Origin of the sequence: Campylobacter concisus, assembly GCF_003048775.2 — a bacterium.
Lineage (GTDB): Bacteria > Campylobacterota > Campylobacteria > Campylobacterales > Campylobacteraceae > Campylobacter_A > Campylobacter_A concisus_I.
Genome location: NZ_CP049272.1, coordinates 1,076,849 through 1,092,975 on the forward strand (window position 1 = coordinate 1,076,849; position 16,127 = coordinate 1,092,975).

Sequence of the window (16,127 nt, forward strand, 5' to 3'; positions counted from 1 at the left end):
CGCTTCAAGGTGCGATGACCGCACTCATTACGCCATTTAAAAATCAAAAAGTAGATGAAGTCAGTTTTGAAAAGCTAATAAAAAGACAGATAAAACACGGCATAGATGTCGTTGTACCAGTTGGAACTACTGGCGAGAGTGCAACACTGACGCATGATGAGCATAGAATTTGTATCGAAATAGCCGTAGATGCGTGTAAAGGTACAAATGTAAAAGTACTAGCTGGTGCTGGTAGTAACGCGACTCACGAAGCTATTGGTATCGCTAAATTTGCTCAAGCTCATGGCGCTGATGGCATCCTTTCAGTTGCACCTTATTACAACAAACCAACACAAGAAGGGCTTTACGAGCACTACAAAGCCATTGCAAATAGCATTGAAATCCCTGTGCTTCTTTATAATGTTCCAGGCAGAGTTGGCGTGGATATCTTGCCAGCGACTGTTTTTAGGCTTTTTAAAGAGTGTAAAAATATCTACGGTATTAAAGAGGCTACAGGCAGCATAGATAGATGCGTAGATTTACTAGCTCACGAGCCAAATTTAGTAGTCATTAGCGGCGAAGATGCGATCAACTATCCTATCATATCAAATGGTGGCAAAGGCGTTATCTCGGTTACTGCAAACCTCTTGCCAGATCAAATTTCACAGCTTACGCACCTTGCGATGAACGAAGAGTACAAAAAAGCAAAACTAATAAACGATAATCTATATACTATAAATAAAACGCTCTTTTGCGAAAGCAATCCGATACCGATCAAAGCGGCGATGTATCTAGCTGGACTCATCGACTCTTTGGAGTACCGCTTGCCACTTTGCAAACCAAGTAAAGAAAATTTTAAAAAGATAGAAGAAGTAATAAAAAATTACGAAATAAAGGGTTTTTAATGAAGGACACACTAAACGAATTTAAAGGTAAAACGCTAGTTATCAGCGGTGGCACTAGAGGCATTGGTAGAGCCATAGTTGAAGAATTTGCAAAAGCTGGCGTAAACATAGCATTTACCTACAACTCAAACGAAGAGCTTGCAAAAGAGCAGGCAAAAGAACTTGAGGCTACTTATAAGATAAAAGCCAGAGCTTACGCGCTAAATATTCTCGAACCAGAGACTTACAAAGAGCTATTTTTAAAGATAGACGAGGATTTTGATAGGATTGATTTTTTCATCTCAAATGCTATCATCTCAGGTCGCGCAGTAGCTGGTGGATACACTAAATTTATGAAGCTAAAACCAAGAGGCATAAACAATATCTTTACAGCAACCGTAAATGCCTTTGTCGTAGGCACCCAAGAAGCTGCAAAACGCATGGAAAAAGTTGGCGGTGGTAGCATCATTAGCCTATCATCTACTGGAAATTTAGTCTATATCGAAAACTACGCAGGTCACGGCACAGCAAAAGCAGCCGTTGAAGCCATGGCAAGATACGCTGCGACCGAGCTTGGAGAGAAAAATATCCGCGTAAACGTCGTAAGTGGCGGTCCTATCGAGACAGACGCACTAAGGGCCTTTACCAACTACGAAGAAGTACGCGACATGACGGCAAAGCTTAGCCCACTAAACCGCATGGGACAGCCTGCTGATCTAGCTGGAGCATGTCTATTTTTATGCTCATCTAAGGCTAGCTGGGTGACTGGGCATACATTTATAATAGATGGTGGCACGACTTTTAAATGAGAATAGTGAAATTTTAAGCATAAAGGCATATTTGTGAGTTTAAATTTACCAAACGCATTGGCATTTTTTAGGATACTACTGGCTCCACTTATGTTTTTTATGCTCGTAAATGCGCCAGGAATTTTTACACAAATTCACATAAGCTGGATAAATTACTTCGCAGCTCTTATTTTTGTGATCGCCTCGGTGACTGACTTTTTTGACGGCTACATCGCAAGAAGCTGGGATCAAAAGACCAAGCTTGGCGCTATCCTTGACCCGCTAGCTGATAAGATGCTGATATTGGCTGCATTTTTAGGTCTTATGATGCTTAGTAGAGCGAGCGCTTGGGCTGTTTATCTAATCTTGGTAAGAGAATTTTTTATAACTGGCTTTCGTGTCGTGATGGCAAGTGACGGCGTCGAAGTCGCTGCATCAATGGCCGGCAAGGTAAAGACCGTTTCACAGATGTTTGCGGTTGGATTTTTACTGATGAGCTGGCCTGGTGGCGAACTTTTGCTCTGGATATCTGTTGCGCTTACGCTTTATTCTGGGTTTGAATATATCTTTGCCTATATAAAGGCGATGAAAAAGAGCTAAAATTTCTTTCGTTCGTGAGGCCCAAAGTTTTTACTTGCAAAATTTATATAAACAATAAAAACTTCATTTTCTAAATAAGTAAAATTAAGTTAAAAATTTCTCCTAGCTAAAAGAAATTTTTAGCTAAATGCCGTTTGAGAGTAAATTTATAAACTTTGGCTAAAATCTCATCAATTTTTTTCAAAAAAAGGTAAGTTTTGAAAGGCATTCTCTTCACGCTAGCCCTGCTTTGCATCGGGCTTTATGCGTATTCGTTTTATTTTTTAGTGACCGTTTTAGCCATTAGTTTTCTCATATTTTTTCACGAGCTTGGCCACTTTTTGGCAGCAAGAACACTTAGTGTAAAGATAAACACCTTTAGTATTGGATTTGGCGAGAAAATTTACACCAAAAACGTTGGCGGCACCGACTACTGCCTAAGCGCGATCCCACTTGGTGGATACGTACAGCTAAAAGGTCAAGACGACACCGACCCAAAGACCAAAAACTACGACGTGGACAGCTACAACGTGCTAAGCCCTATAAAGCGAATTTACATCCTCTTTGCAGGGCCATTTTTTAACTTTATCTTGGCATTTTTAATATACATTTTACTTGGATTTATCGGTGTTGAAAAACGTGCGCCAATAGTTGGATATATAGTTGAAGGTTCAGCAGCCGCGAGCGCTGGCATAGCAATAAACGATAAAATTTTAGAGATAAATGGCGTAAAAATAACCGAGTGGGAAGAGATCAGCAAAAATGTAAAACTTGAGCCAAGCACCATTTTGATAGATAGAAACGGCTCAATTTTAAGCATAAATTTAACACCAAAGATAGGCGAGACGATAAATTTATTTAATGAAAAGATGCAGCAACCACTAATCGGCATTAAGTCAAACGGCGAAGTGATAAAAATTTATCACACAGGTCTTGGCAGCCTAAAATTTGCCTTTGGCGAGACTATCGAGGCTTCAAAACTCATCTTTAAAAGCGTTACTAAGATAGTCAGTGGAGCCGTGCCACTAAAAGAGGTTGGCGGTATCGTGCAGATTGCCGATGTCACCTCAAAGGCCGCTCAGATCAGCCTTAGCGTGCTACTTCTCATCACTGCGCTCATCTCTGTGAATTTAGGTGTTTTCAATTTATTCCCCATCCCAGCACTTGACGGCGGACACATACTTTTTAACCTATATGAGCTAGTTTTTAGACGCGAGGTAAATGAGCGGGTGCTAGTCATACTCACCTACTGCGGCTGGGTGCTACTGCTTTGTATAATGGTGCTTGCGACCTTTAATGATATCAGGAAACTAATCGGAGGTTTATGATGATAGTTTTAAAAGATCTACTTGAAAAGATAGAAAATTTAAGCAAAGACGTGACGCTAATCGCCGTTAGCAAAAATGTGACATGCAATGAAGTAAGGGAGCTTTACGCACAAGGGCAAAGAAATTTTGGCGAAAACAGAGTCCAAGAGCTAGCCAAAAAAGAGCTAGAACTGCAAAATTTTACTGATATAAAATGGCATATGATCGGTCGCTTGCAAAATAACAAAATAAATCAAATGATAAGTCTAAAGCCCACACTATGGCAAAGCTGCGATAGCTTTGAAAGGGCTGTAGAGGTCGATAAAAGACTCGATTACAAGCTCGATACTCTGCTTCAAATAAATTCGGCTGATGAAGACACAAAGCAAGGTGTAAGCGTAGCAAATGCGGTAGAAATTTATGAGCGTATCCAAAGCGAGTGCAAAAATATCAATCTAAAAGGTGTGATGAGTATCGGAGCACATGTGGATGAGCCAAAAGAGATTCAAAAAAGCTTTGAGCTAACTTATAAAATTTTTGATAGCCTAAAGCCAAAAGGTGCAACTATCTGCTCGATGGGCATGAGTAGTGACTTCGAACTAGCGATAAAATGCGGCTCAAATATGATTCGCCTTGGCACTATGCTTTATTTATAATTTTATCGCTTTTGCCTGATTTGCCTCTACTGCTGGGACTCGATAAATTTTTACTAAATTAATATTTAGCGTCAGCCAAAACTAGAGCAAAAAGTACTTTTACACCAACTTTTTCTAGAGTATTTTTAGCCTCAAGTATCGTTGTGCCAGTGGTTACGATATCATCTACTAAAATAACTGGCGCAGTGATCTTTTTTAGGATTTTAAAATTTCTTGGGTTATTTTGTCTAAATTGCAAATCCTTACCACTATAGCTGATCTTACTGATTGCATGCAGCGCATGAAATATGGGCTTTAGATTTTTAGCCCTTAGTGCATTTGCCAAAATAGCCGTGTGCGAGTAGCCAAAATGAACTCTATCATCTATTGGCAAAGCATAGACTTGCTCTGGAAAGCTAAAGCTTTTAGCAAATTTATTAAATGCAAATTTGGCTAAGTTTTTATATATAAAATATCCGTGCATTTGGTGCTTGGAGTGGATGAGTTCTTTTATTTCAGAGTAGCCGTAAAAGCTATAAATTTTAAAGCCCTCTAGTTCTCTTACTATCGGGCTTGGCTCGCTTAAAATTTGTGAGCAAATTTTACAAAACGTATTTAATGTAAAGCTCTTGCAAAACGCACAAAACATTAGCTATTTAAAATAGCAATTGCAGTGCGTTTGATAGCATCATTTATTATTTCAGTCAAAAATGATTTAAATGCTCCACCTGTGGGAATTAACTCAAATTTGGTTTGATTATTTGAAATATTTTTAACAATGCTTTGATCGCCTTTTTGGATCTTAAGTGTAATCTTAATATTACCTTTTGTATTATCAGTACCATATCCGCTCATATTTGCTTCAAACTCGTTGATAAAAATTTCAACCACGACGCCACCCATGCCATTCACATTTGCACCGCGCGCCATAAGCTCTTTTTTGAGCGAATCACTAAAATAAGTAGCAAGATCGTTTTGGAGCACGACATATTCTTTTACTGTTCCTTTGCTATCAGTAATCGTAGCAATGGTACTTTTGTTTTTGCGGTTGTCATGCACTGCACTTATATAGGCCTCAAAGCCGCTATTTTGGTGGTTCGCAGCAGCCTTATATGGATCAAATGCGACAACACTTTGACTTGGTGCACAACCAGTTAAAAATAAAACAAAAAGTCCAAAAATAGCTAAAAATTTAAATTTATTCATCGTTTTTCCTTTTAAAGTTTAGTGATCTCATCGGCTACTTTTATCGCAGCTTGCTTAACTAAAAGTGCGATAAAAAAGTCAAACTGACTAGACTCTGAAGCCTCTAGCTTCTCCACATGGTGCCTAGTCGAGATAGGTAAAGTTTTTTTGAAATTTATATTTGAAAGCACAAGAAGACCTTTTAGATGTCCATTTAAAATTTCTGAACTTCCCGAATAGCTTCCCCTAAGCTCGTCAAATCTAAAATCAAGCCTGTATGTATAAGGCGATGTTTGAGTATCGACAACAACGATCCCGCGAGAATTTAACTCACGTTGCAAAAACATGTAAAAAAGCACTTCAAGGCGCGGATTTGAGTTAAAAACTGCACTGTTTCCTTCGATACCTGTGTAATATATCGATCTAGCGCTATTTCTAGCATCGACAATCCTGTGAAAATAAACTTTTTTTAGCCCAACATTAGTATCGATCATGTTTTTTTCCAAGCAGCAGTTTATTGCTACATCACTTTTATATTTGACACCATTTATAAAAAGACCATCACCCCTGCCTTTACAAGCACTGCAATCAGCCGGTATCCTCATAACCTCTTCAAAATACATCTTATCTTCGCTGTTTATGCTCGCACTTTGCACGCCATCTATTCCTTCACATGATAGACAAAGGCTAGCTTTAGCCACACAGCCAGTTAGAAAGATAGCTGCAAAAACTGCCAGTAATGTCATTCTTAGCATTTTACTTCCTTTTGCTCTTTTTGTTTTTTACGGAGATTTTTCACACTCTCGCCTGCGATGCCGTAGTTATTCGTATCGATCTCATCGATAATGACAACGGTATTTTGAGCACTTCTACCTAAAATTTCACTTATTAGCTTTGTAACTCCACTTATCATCTTCTCTTTTTGCTCAACACTTGGGCTATCGCCCTCTTTTGTCACACAAATTTTCACAAATGGCATAGCGCTCCTTTTTTGTAAATTTAGTATTTAAACCTATCAAAACAACACAAGACAAGTCATAATGTCGTGAGATGATTTTGGATGTTGCGCATAAATTTTCGATCAAGATAGGACAAATAGTCCATCGAAGAGAGAAAATTTAAAGCTCATTCAAAGGCGCTCACGGCACGCCGCTAGTCTATTTTTAAGACTGATAAGAATGCCTCTTGCGGCAAATTCACCTTACCTATCGCCTTCATCCGTTTCTTACCCTCTTTTTGCTTCTCAAGCAACTTCCTCTTACGAGTGATGTCGCCGCCGTAGCACTTGGCTGTTACGTTTTTACCCATTGATTTCACTGTCTCACGAGCGATTATTTTATTGCCGATGCTAGCTTGTATTGCCACTTCAAAGAGCTGACGAGGCACGATCTCTTTCATCGCCTTTACAAAGTCCCTACCCTTTGTCTGCGCCTTGCTCTCAGGCACGATGATAGAGAGTGCATCGACCGTCTCGCCAGCCACTTTTACATCAAGCTTTACTAGATCGCCTACGCGGTAGTCGCTAGGCTCATAATCAAAGCTCGCGTAGCCTTTAGTGCTTGATTTTAGCTTGTCATAAAAGTCCATCACGATCTCGTTCATCGGTATGTCGTACTCTAGCAGCACGCGGTCAGTCGTGATGTAGTCCATCTTTGTTTGTATGCCACGGCGGTTGTTTAAAAGCGTGATGATGTTGCCCAAAAACTCACTTGGTGTGATGATAGTCGCTTTCACATATGGCTCAAGGATCGAGTCTATTTTATTTACTGGTGGCAGCTGGCTTGGGTTTTGTATCTTTAAATTTAGCCCATCAGTTTGGATGACTTCGTATGTCACGGTCGGCGCTGTGGCGATGAGATCAAGGTCAAATTCACGCTCCAGCCTCTCTTTAACTACCTCCATATGAAGAAGACCTAAAAAGCCAACCCTAAAGCCAAATCCAAGTGCGACCGAGGTCTCTGGCTCGTAACTTATCGAGCTGTCATTTAGCTTTAGCTTATCAAGTGCGTCACGCAAATCTTCAAATTTATCAGTTTCGATCGGATAAAGTCCCGCAAAAACAAATGGCTTAGCCCTCTCAAAGCCACCTACTGGCTCTTTTAATGGATTTCTAGCCTGTGTAATCGTATCGCCCACCTGGACGTCACTAACATTTTTAAGTCCGAGTACAACGATGCCTACTTCGCCAGCAGAAAGACTCTTTGTCTTGATCGGTGCTATAGGATTTGGATACATGAGGTCAAGCACGATGTGTTTTTTACCTGTGCCCATAACCAAAATTTCATCATTTTTTGAAATTTCACCATCATAAACACGCACAAGTGCAAGCGCGCCAAGGTAGTTGTCAAACCAGCTATCATAAATTAGTGCCTTTGCAGGCTTATTTGCATCACCATTTGGCGCAGGAATTCTTGTGATAATCGCTTCAAGCAGCTCTTTTATGCCGATGCCGCTTTTTGCGCTCACCTCAATCGCTCCAGAGCAGTCAAGTCCAATAATATGCTCGATCTCATCCTTTACTCTAGCAGGATCAGCCGCAGGTAGGTCGATCTTATTGATGACTGGGATGATCTCTAGGTTATTTTCAAGTGCGATATAGACGTTTGCGATGGTTTGTGCCTCTACGCCTTGACTAGCGTCCACTACTAGTAGTGCGCCCTCACAACTGGCTAAAGAGCGGCTCACTTCGTAGCTAAAATCGACGTGGCCCGGAGTGTCTATCAAATTTAGAACAAAATTTTCACCGTTTAGTGCGTAGTTTAGGCGAACAGATTGGGCTTTTATCGTGATGCCACGCTCTTTTTCGATATCCATCGTATCCATGATCTGGCTGCTCATCTCACGGTCACTGACGGCGCCACACTCCTGTATGAGGCGGTCAGCAAGCGTGCTTTTGCCGTGGTCGATATGAGCGATGATGCTAAAATTTCTGATGTTTTTCATATAAGCTTTACTTTTTACTAAATTTTGGGCTTTATTTTGCCTAAAGTTGATTTAAATGCCAATAAATATATTTTTATCATAAGCCCGTCACTAGAGCTTGGCTCTATTCTTAAAAATCTTAATGACAATGTCCAAAGTGCTCATGTCCTTCATCGTCATTTAACTCGCAGATGAGACCAGCTTTGTGCCCAAGGCTCTCGCTCTCAAACTGAAGCGTGACATGGCCGATGCCTGCATGAGAAAGCTCGTGCTCGATCTGCTTTATCATCTTTGAAATTTCAGCCACGCTTAGCGCATCATCCACCACCACGTGGGCTATGAGCGCATTTGTGCCAGCATTTATCGCCCAAATATGCAGGTCATGCACGATTTTAACGCCATCTACGCCTTTTATAACGCCTAAAATTTCATCCGTATCAAGCTTAAGCGGCACGGCTTCGATCAGGATATTAAAGCTATCTTTTAGCAAGCTAGCGCCACTTTTTATGATCAGCATCGAGACAAAAATACTTGCGATGCTATCGGCCTGCGTGAAGTTAAATTTCATCACAAGAAGCGCTGCAACGATGGCGCCAACTGAGCCAAGCGTATCACCAAGCACATGCAGATAAGCACCTTTCATGTTTAAATTTTCTTTTGTATCAGCGCTTTTATGCATATAAATAGCTACGACTAAATTTACCACAAGCCCCAAAATACTAACAAAAAGCATCGTTTCAGCCTCTATCTCTGGCTCACTAAAAAGCCTAATGATAGCTTCGACTATGACAAAGATAGCCAGCGCGATAAGAGCGATAGCATTTATGAAAGCAGCGATGATCTCGACCCTTTTGTAGCCAAAGGTCTTTTGTAAATTTGCCCTTTTTTCTGCGATCTTAAAAGCTACCAGCGACAAAAAGAGAGCCGCAGCGTCTGAGAGCATGTGAAATGAGTCGCTAATGAGCGCAAGCGAGTTTGAAACAAAGCCAAAAACGGCCTCAACTATCATAAACGTGAAAATTAGAAAAAATGAATTTCTAAGAACGCTCTTGTTGTGCATCATTATCCTTCTTTTGGGCGTCAATCCTCTTGCCTATATCTTTTAAATTTGAAAATTCCTCGATGAGCTTTGGCGAGTCGTCAAGACTGATGACGAAATTCCATATATAGGTCATCACAGAGTAGATGTGGCCGGCATTTGTCTGCTGCGAGCTTAGCACTATTATCGCCACCAAAAAGAGCAGCGAAGCACTAATGCCGATGATAAAATAGCTCATCGCCTCCCTGTTTGAGATCGCTATACGAAATTTAGAAACGACGTCGTAGTGCCTATTTAGCGTGCTTTTGTTAAAAACACCTATCACCTTTGCCTCTTTTTCTAGGCGGTCATTTAAGCGAAGATAAAGGTCGTCATTTTTCTTGATATATCTTGGTAAAAATATAAGAAAAACGATCATCACGACAAAGCACGCCACAGCGACCTTTGACTCGACAAAAATGAGCATAAACGCTGAGCCGATGATCGAAATAACCGATGTAAAAAACATAGGAAAATGCGTCTCAAAGAAATTTACAAACTCTCGCGAGAGCGCTACTCTAGCGATGATGGCGGAGTCGTCTTTGGCATTTTGTTTTTCATTCATGATGACATTTACAGCAAGCTTTGCGTAGATATTTGCAAAAACTTGCGTATCCACGCGGCGCCTAATGGCTCCTACAAGCCACGCTATGAGCACAAAAAGTGCGTAAATGAGGGCATTTAACGTATTTCCTTGCATGATTGCGTTTATCGCAAAGCCCGCAAATATCGGATAAGCAAGAAAAAGTCCGTTCTCTGCTAACACCAAAGCAAAGGTCAAAATGAGATTTTTATTGTGATCGGTCGCTATGCTCTTTAGCGTTTTAAAGGCATTATTTTGCAAATTTTAACTCCAAGTTATCATAAATCTTTCGTAAATTTTAGCCTAAATTTGCAAATTTTGATAAATTTTTGTTGTAACTCTTGACATTACAACTAAAAAATATTATACTTCGCTCATCAGTTGTAAATAAAAAGATTACAACAATAAAAAAAAGGAAAACAAAATGAAAAATTTTCAGGTTGCAAAGATCGCAAACGAGCCAAGAGTCGAGCTAAAAGAAGCTTTAAATTTAAGTGGCTGTGAGGTATCTATAAACGAGCTTCCAGCCAATGTGAGCGTGCCATTTGTCCATGCACATAAGCAAAACGAGGAGCTTTACATCATCCTAGAGGGTGAGGGTGAGCTTTTCATCGACGGTGAGGTGCTAAAAGTAAGCAAAGGAGATGCGGTGCGCATAGATCCAGATGGCAAAAGGTGCTTTAAAGCTGGCAAAAACGGCATCAAAATGATCTGCATCCAGACAAAACGCGGTAGCCTAGAGCAATACACAATGAGTGACGGCGTGATAGTTGATGACGTAAAGCCAAGTTGGCTGTAAATTTAAAGACAAATTTAAAGGAAAAACAATAAAAATAGCAATCATCGGAGCAAACGGCAAAAGCGGTGTAAATTTAGTAAATGAGGCACTAAAACAAGGTTACGACGTCACAGCGATCGTTAGAAACAAAGAGTATAAAAACGAAGACGTTAAGGTTGTCTATAAAGATATTTTCGAGCTTACAAAGGCTGATCTAGCAGGCTTTGATGCTGTTATCAGTGCATTTGCAGCATGGAGTGAAGAAACCTTCCCACTTCACAAAAAAGTGGCCGCTCACCTTATAAATTTACTAGAAGGCGCTAGCACAAGGCTTATCGTAGTTGGCGGCGCTGGTACGTTATTTGTTGATGACAAGGGCACAATGGTGATGGATACGCCAGACTTTCCGGCTGCATATATGGGTGTAGCAAAGGCGACAGCGGAGTCTTATTTTGAGCTAAAAGATAGGAGCGATTTGCTTTGGACATACGTAAGCCCAGCAGGCGACTATGACCCAAATGGTGCTCGTACTGGTAAATACGTGCTTGGTGGAGATAATCTCATCTTAAACTCAAAAAATGAGAGCTATATAAGCTATGCAGACCTTGCGCTTGCGATCATAGACGAGCTAAAAAACAAAAAATTTATACAAAAACGCTTCACAGCAGTTGGCGAGCGAGCATAAAAATTATAGATTTGACATAGCTGGCACAAAAAGTCGGCTTGTCAAATCTAAACTGAAAATAAACTGCTTTTAGTAAAAATTTAAAGTATAATCAGAAAAAATTTCAAGGACAGTTATGCAAGTAGGGATCAAGTTTTCAACCGCGATCCATGTAGTTTTAGCAGCTTGTTTTTTCAAAGGCGAGAAAGTCACGAGCGAATTTATAGCAGGTAGTATAAACACAAATCCTGTCATAGTTAGGCGTCTGCTTGGCACTCTAAAGGCTGCAGGACTCGTGAATATCGTAGCTGGAGTTGGTGGTGTGAGTCTTGCGAAAGAGCCAAAAGATATAACCCTCCTTCAAATTTTTAACGCAGTAAATAATAAAGAAAAACTTTTCAAGATCCACTCTGACTCACCTAAAGCCTGCCCGCTTGGTAGCAAGATCGAAGGTCTCTTAACCACCCCCCTCCTAAAAGCACAAGAAGCTTTAGAGGATAGTTTAAGAAGCATTACTTTACAAGATCTATTAGATGAACTTATTAATTTGTAAACTTAAAAAGTAAGCAGATTAAGTTATAAGATTTAAAAAGTAGGCTGATATATAAAAAATCAATCTATTTTATTTATTAGGAACGCTATGCGCTCCTAACTATTTTTATGTATCTTTATGTAGGAATTTTTATAAATTTCTAGATTTTATTACTCTTTGCTTTTCTCTTTTTTAGCTTTACTCTTTTGTGCTTTATCTTTTAGCTTTTCTTTCTTATCTTTTATCTCTTTTATACTATCGTCTTTAACACTATCTTTTTTCTCTTTTACTTCATCACTCTTTTTACTTGCTTTTTCTTTTATCTCATCTTTTTTAGATTTTATTTTTGATTTTGTGTCATCTATCTTTGTAGTGCCTGATACTGATATATCTGATTTTAAATTTTCAAATGTCTTGTCGCCTATACCATTTACATTTTTTATGTCTTCTATTGAGTTAAATTTATTCGCTTTTCTATACTCTATTATTGCATCTGCCTTTGAAGATCCTATACCATCTAAACTCATTAACTCTTCTTTTGTGGCGGTGTTTAAATTTATGGCTGCTAGTAATGTAGAAGCTGCTGCTAATAGTGAGAATATAATCTTTTTCATTTTTGTCCTTTTTGGGTAAATTTGGGTTTGGAGTCTATCATATTTGGTGTTTTTAGTCAATACTCGCATAAAAGAGCATAAGCTAAAAGATATTTATAAACATAGAGATAAAAAGTCTGATTATTTAAAAAATAAATAAATATAAGATTTGATATTTTGTTATAAATTAAGAAATAATATTTTAAAAGATAATTGTTTAGACAAAGAAGATTAAAAATTAACAAAGCCCGCAACGACCTACTTTTCCAACATCCCAGTAAGGGAGAGTATCATCAGCCAGGACGAGCTTAGCTTCTTGGTTCGAGATGGAGCAAGGCGTTTCCTCGTCTGTATAGTCACGGGCAGTGTTAAATAAAAGATATATTAGATAAATCTCTTATTTAACACTACTTGATAAAGTTAAAAGTCATAAACAAAGTTTTGCAAAAACATATCTTATTAAGTTTTTATCCTTAACAAGGAAGTGATGCTTATAAAAAGATAAGCAGACGAGCTATTAGTACTGGTCAGCTAAAGGACTTTCATCCATTACACACCCAGCCTATCAAACACATAGTCTATATGAGCTCTTAAAAGAAGATTCATCTTGGAGTTGGCTTCCTGCTTAGATGCTTTCAGCAGTTATCACATCCCAACATAGCTACCGAGCGGTGCTCTTGGCAGAACAACTCGTACACCAGTGGTTGGTTCGACCCGGTCCTCTCGTACTAGGGTCAACTCTCCTCAATCTTCTTACGCCCACGGCAGATAGGGACCGAACTGTCTCACGACGTTCTGAACCCAGCTCGCGTACCGCTTTAAATGGCGAACAGCCATACCCTTGGGACCTGCTCCAGCCCCAGGATGCGATGAGCCGACATCGAGGTGCCAAACCTCCCCGTCGATGTGAGCTCTTGGGGGAGATCAGCCTGTTATCCCCGGGGTACCTTTTATCCTTTGAGCGATGGCCCTTCCACACAGAACCACCGGATCACTAAGACCGACTTTCGTCTCTGCTTGACGTGTATGTCTCGCAGTTAAGCTGGCTTATGCCTTTATACTCTACGAACGATTTCCAACCGTTCTGAGCCAACCTTTGTAAGCCTCCGTTACATTTTGGGAGGCGACCGCCCCAGTCAAACTACCCACCAGACATTGTCCTACTTGAGGATAACTCAAGCTAGTTAGCTATCAGAATAAAAAAGAGTGGTATCTCAACAATGGCTCACCATAAACTGGCGTCTATGGATCAAAGCCTCCCACCTATCCTGCACATTTTTATCCCAATAGCAGTGTCAAGCTGTAGTAAAGGTCCACGGGGTCTTTCCGTCTTGCCGCGGGTAGGAGGAATTTTCACCTCCACTACAATTTCACTGGATCCCTCTTCGAGACAGCTCCCATCTCGTTACGCCATTCATGCAGGTCGATATTTAATCGACAAGGAATTTCGCTACCTTAGGACCGTTATAGTTACGGCCGCCGTTTACTCGGGCTTCGATCAAACGCTTCGCAGAGCTAACGTCATCAATTAACCTTCGAGCACCGGGCAGGCGTCACACCCTATACATCCTCTTACGAGTTAGCAGAGTGCTGTGTTTTTGGTAAACAGTCGGGAGGGACTCTTTGTTGTAACCTTCAATGCTTACGGAGTAAATCCTTAACAAAGTTAGGCACACCTTATACCGAAGATACGGTGCTATTTTGCAGAGTTCCTTGAAGAGAGTTCTTCCACGCGCCTTAGAATACTCATCCCACCCACCTGTGTCGGTTTACGGTACGGGCAACTATAACTAAACTTAGAAACTTTTCTTGGCTCGACAGTATCGGCAATTCGCTATCCATTCCGAAGAACTTCAAACGCCTGTGGGGTCTCGGCTTAAAAAGATCCGGATTTGCCTGAATCTTAACCTACACCTTTCGACTAGCACTACCATCCGCTAGCTTGCTTAACTCTAAGCGTCCTTCCATCGCACATTATAGTTGGCATTGGAATATTAACCAATTTTCCATCGCATACCCCTTTCGGACTTTGCTTAGGACCCGGCTAACCCTACGATGACGAGCATCGCGTAGGAAACCTTGGGTTTACGGCGTTGGGGATTCTCACCCCAATTATCGCTACTCATGCCTGCATGCTCACTTGTATTCGCTCCAGCACTCCTTACCGGTATACCTTCAACGCAAATACAACGCTCTCCTACCACTTAGTAAAACTAAGTCTAAAGCTTCGGTACTCATTTTAGCCCCGTTATATTTTCCGCGCAGAATCACTAGACCAGTGAGCTATTACGCTTTCTTTAAAGGATGGCTGCTTCTAAGCCAACCTCCTGGTTGTTTAAGTAACTCCACATCGTTTTCCACTTAAATGAGATTTAGGGACCTTAGCTGTTAGTCTGGGTTGTTCCCCTCTCGACGACGGATTTTATCACTCGCCGCCTGACTGCCATGATTACACACTAGGTATTCGGAGTTTGATAGGGTTTGGTACATTGGTGTATGCCCTAGCCCATTCAGTGCTCTACCCCCTAGTGTTACTACATGACGCTATACCTAAATATATTTCGGAGAGAACCAGCTATCACGATGTTTGATTGGCCTTTCACCCCTATCCACAAGTCATCCCATAGCTTTTCAACGCTAGCGGGTTCGGTCCTCCACCGGCTCTTACACCGGTTTCAACCTGCTCATGGATAGATCACATCGTTTCGGGTCTGCAACGTCTGACTAAACGCCCTATTAAGACTCGCTTTCGCTACGGCTCCGGGTTTCCTTAACCTTGCCAGACATCACAACTCGCAGGCTCATTATGCAAAAGGCAGTCCATCACCCTGATAAATCATAGGGCTCTGAATGATTGTAAGCAAATGGTTTCAGGTTCTATTTCACTCTGATCACCTCAGTTCTTTTCACCTTTCCCTCACGGTACTTGTGCACTATCGGTCTAGTAGTAGTATTTAGGGTTGGATAGTGGTCTACCCAGCTTCAGACAGAATATCACGTGTTCCGCCCTACTCAGGATACTGCTAAGTAAAACAAAGCTTTCATATACGGGAGTATCACCCTCTATGCTTAATCTTTCCAAATTATTCTATTAGCTAAGTTTAGTCTATATTGCAGTCCTACAACCCCGTTAGTAAACTAACGGTTTGCCCTCTTACGCGTTCGCTCGCCGCTACTAGCGTAATCTCTTTTGATTTCTTTTCCTGAGGGTACTAAGATGTTTCAATTCCCCTCGTTCGCTCCATATTAGGTAGTTAAGCTCGCGCTTAACTGGGTTGCCCCATTCAGAAATTCCCGGATCAAAGCCCCTTGACGGCTCCCCGAGACTTATCGCAGCCTGGCACGTCTTTCATCGCCTCTACTAGCCAAGGCATCCACCACTTGCTCTTTGTAGCTTACCTTTTCTATATTAGATTATTCTAATTCGCATCACTTCCTTGTTAAAGATAACTTTATGTTACTAAATTTAAATCCCAGCTCTCAAGACGGAAAGCATTGACTACTATTTAGATAAGTTTTAAATCCTAAATAGATTGTGATGTCAAACTTTTGCATTAAATGCAAAGAGAATAGAAATTTAAATCTTTAACAAGTCCTGTAAAATTGTTTTTAAAACTTGC

Annotated in this window: 16 protein-coding genes and 2 rRNA genes; 8 read left to right on the top strand and 10 right to left on the bottom strand. The window is 40.6% G+C overall.

Going from position 1 to position 16,127, the window contains the following annotated elements; all coding sequences use genetic code 11:
* Positions 1 to 14: 14 nt before the first annotated feature.
* The 5 genes from dapA (at position 15) to CVT17_RS05385 (ending at position 4,193) form a co-directional block, all read left to right on the top strand.
* Complete coding sequence (dapA, locus tag CVT17_RS05365) at positions 15 to 884, top strand: 4-hydroxy-tetrahydrodipicolinate synthase (RefSeq protein WP_035167707.1); 870 nt, start codon at positions 15 to 17, stop codon at positions 882 to 884.
* Positions 884 to 1,672 (top strand): enoyl-ACP reductase, encoded by a 789-nt coding sequence (locus tag CVT17_RS05370; RefSeq protein ID WP_087577136.1) that lies wholly within the window; start codon positions 884 to 886, stop codon positions 1,670 to 1,672. Before dapA ends, CVT17_RS05370 begins: the two co-directional genes overlap by 1 nt.
* A gap of 33 nt (positions 1,673 to 1,705) precedes the next feature.
* Entirely contained in the window at positions 1,706 to 2,251 is a 546-nt protein-coding gene (gene pgsA, locus CVT17_RS05375; RefSeq protein WP_107858714.1) for a CDP-diacylglycerol--glycerol-3-phosphate 3-phosphatidyltransferase, read from the top strand.
* Positions 2,252 to 2,448: 197 nt separating this feature from the next.
* Positions 2,449 to 3,558: an RIP metalloprotease RseP gene (gene rseP, locus CVT17_RS05380; protein ID WP_107770273.1), complete on the top strand. Its 1,110-nt coding sequence runs from the start codon at positions 2,449 to 2,451 to the stop codon at positions 3,556 to 3,558.
* A complete protein-coding gene (locus CVT17_RS05385; RefSeq protein WP_196373553.1) occupies positions 3,555 to 4,193 on the top strand; it encodes a YggS family pyridoxal phosphate-dependent enzyme in 639 nt (212 codons plus the stop codon). The genes rseP and CVT17_RS05385 overlap by 4 nt, the downstream gene beginning before the upstream one ends.
* A 58-nt stretch (positions 4,194 to 4,251) precedes the next feature.
* On the opposite strand, the gene CVT17_RS05390 is transcribed toward CVT17_RS05385, so the two are convergent.
* From CVT17_RS05390 to CVT17_RS05420, 7 genes are all read right to left on the bottom strand, one after another.
* Positions 4,252 to 4,821 carry a ComF family protein gene (locus CVT17_RS05390; protein ID WP_107770272.1) on the bottom strand — a complete coding sequence of 190 codons (570 nt, stop codon included), beginning with the start codon at positions 4,819 to 4,821 and terminating at the stop codon, positions 4,252 to 4,254.
* Positions 4,821 to 5,378 (bottom strand): YajG family lipoprotein, encoded by a 558-nt coding sequence (locus CVT17_RS05395; protein ID WP_107770271.1) that lies wholly within the window; start codon positions 5,376 to 5,378, stop codon positions 4,821 to 4,823. The genes CVT17_RS05390 and CVT17_RS05395 overlap by 1 nt, the downstream gene beginning before the upstream one ends.
* 11 nt (positions 5,379 to 5,389) lie before the next feature.
* The gene (locus tag CVT17_RS05400) at positions 5,390 to 6,112 is read right to left on the bottom strand and encodes a hypothetical protein (RefSeq protein ID WP_107858713.1); all 723 of its coding nucleotides are present in this window, start codon (positions 6,110 to 6,112) and stop codon (positions 5,390 to 5,392) included.
* Positions 6,106 to 6,336, bottom strand: a complete 231-nt coding sequence (locus CVT17_RS05405; RefSeq protein WP_009294206.1) for a 2-hydroxymuconate tautomerase family protein — start codon at positions 6,334 to 6,336, stop codon at positions 6,106 to 6,108. Before CVT17_RS05405 ends, CVT17_RS05400 begins: the two co-directional genes overlap by 7 nt.
* Positions 6,337 to 6,509: 173 nt before the next feature.
* Entirely contained in the window at positions 6,510 to 8,300 is a 1,791-nt protein-coding gene (gene lepA, locus CVT17_RS05410; protein WP_107770268.1) for a translation elongation factor 4, read from the bottom strand.
* A 118-nt stretch (positions 8,301 to 8,418) separates the two neighbouring features.
* Positions 8,419 to 9,339, bottom strand: coding sequence for a cation diffusion facilitator family transporter (locus CVT17_RS05415; protein ID WP_107858712.1), 921 nt, complete (start codon positions 9,337 to 9,339; stop codon positions 8,419 to 8,421).
* Positions 9,317 to 10,201, bottom strand: coding sequence for an ABC transporter six-transmembrane domain-containing protein (locus CVT17_RS05420; protein ID WP_107858711.1), 885 nt, complete (start codon positions 10,199 to 10,201; stop codon positions 9,317 to 9,319). The genes CVT17_RS05415 and CVT17_RS05420 overlap by 23 nt, the downstream gene beginning before the upstream one ends.
* A gap of 163 nt (positions 10,202 to 10,364) precedes the next feature.
* On the opposite strand from CVT17_RS05420, the gene CVT17_RS05425 reads away from it, so the two are divergent.
* The 3 genes from CVT17_RS05425 to CVT17_RS05435 all read left to right on the top strand — a co-directional run bounded on the left by CVT17_RS05425 (position 10,365) and on the right by CVT17_RS05435 (position 11,935).
* The gene (locus tag CVT17_RS05425; RefSeq protein WP_107770265.1) at positions 10,365 to 10,739 is read left to right on the top strand and encodes a cupin domain-containing protein; all 375 of its coding nucleotides are present in this window, start codon (positions 10,365 to 10,367) and stop codon (positions 10,737 to 10,739) included.
* Positions 10,740 to 10,782: 43 nt separating this feature from the next.
* Positions 10,783 to 11,403 (top strand): NAD(P)-dependent oxidoreductase, encoded by a 621-nt coding sequence (locus CVT17_RS05430; RefSeq protein ID WP_230853329.1) that lies wholly within the window; start codon positions 10,783 to 10,785, stop codon positions 11,401 to 11,403.
* Positions 11,404 to 11,518: 115 nt separating this feature from the next.
* On the top strand, positions 11,519 to 11,935 hold the full coding sequence (locus CVT17_RS05435) for an Rrf2 family transcriptional regulator (protein WP_107770263.1): 417 nt from the start codon (positions 11,519 to 11,521) through the stop codon (positions 11,933 to 11,935).
* 149 nt (positions 11,936 to 12,084) lie between these two features.
* Here CVT17_RS05435 and CVT17_RS09580 read toward each other — a convergent pair whose 3' ends face one another.
* The 3 genes from CVT17_RS09580 to CVT17_RS05450 form a co-directional block, all read right to left on the bottom strand.
* Positions 12,085 to 12,528 carry a ComEA family DNA-binding protein gene (locus CVT17_RS09580; protein WP_107770208.1) on the bottom strand — a complete coding sequence of 148 codons (444 nt, stop codon included), beginning with the start codon at positions 12,526 to 12,528 and terminating at the stop codon, positions 12,085 to 12,087.
* A 224-nt stretch (positions 12,529 to 12,752) separates the two neighbouring features.
* Positions 12,753 to 12,871, bottom strand: a 5S ribosomal RNA gene (rrf, locus tag CVT17_RS05445).
* 133 nt (positions 12,872 to 13,004) lie between these two features.
* Positions 13,005 to 15,908 (bottom strand): 23S ribosomal RNA (locus CVT17_RS05450).
* Positions 15,909 to 16,127: the final 219 nt, after the last annotated feature.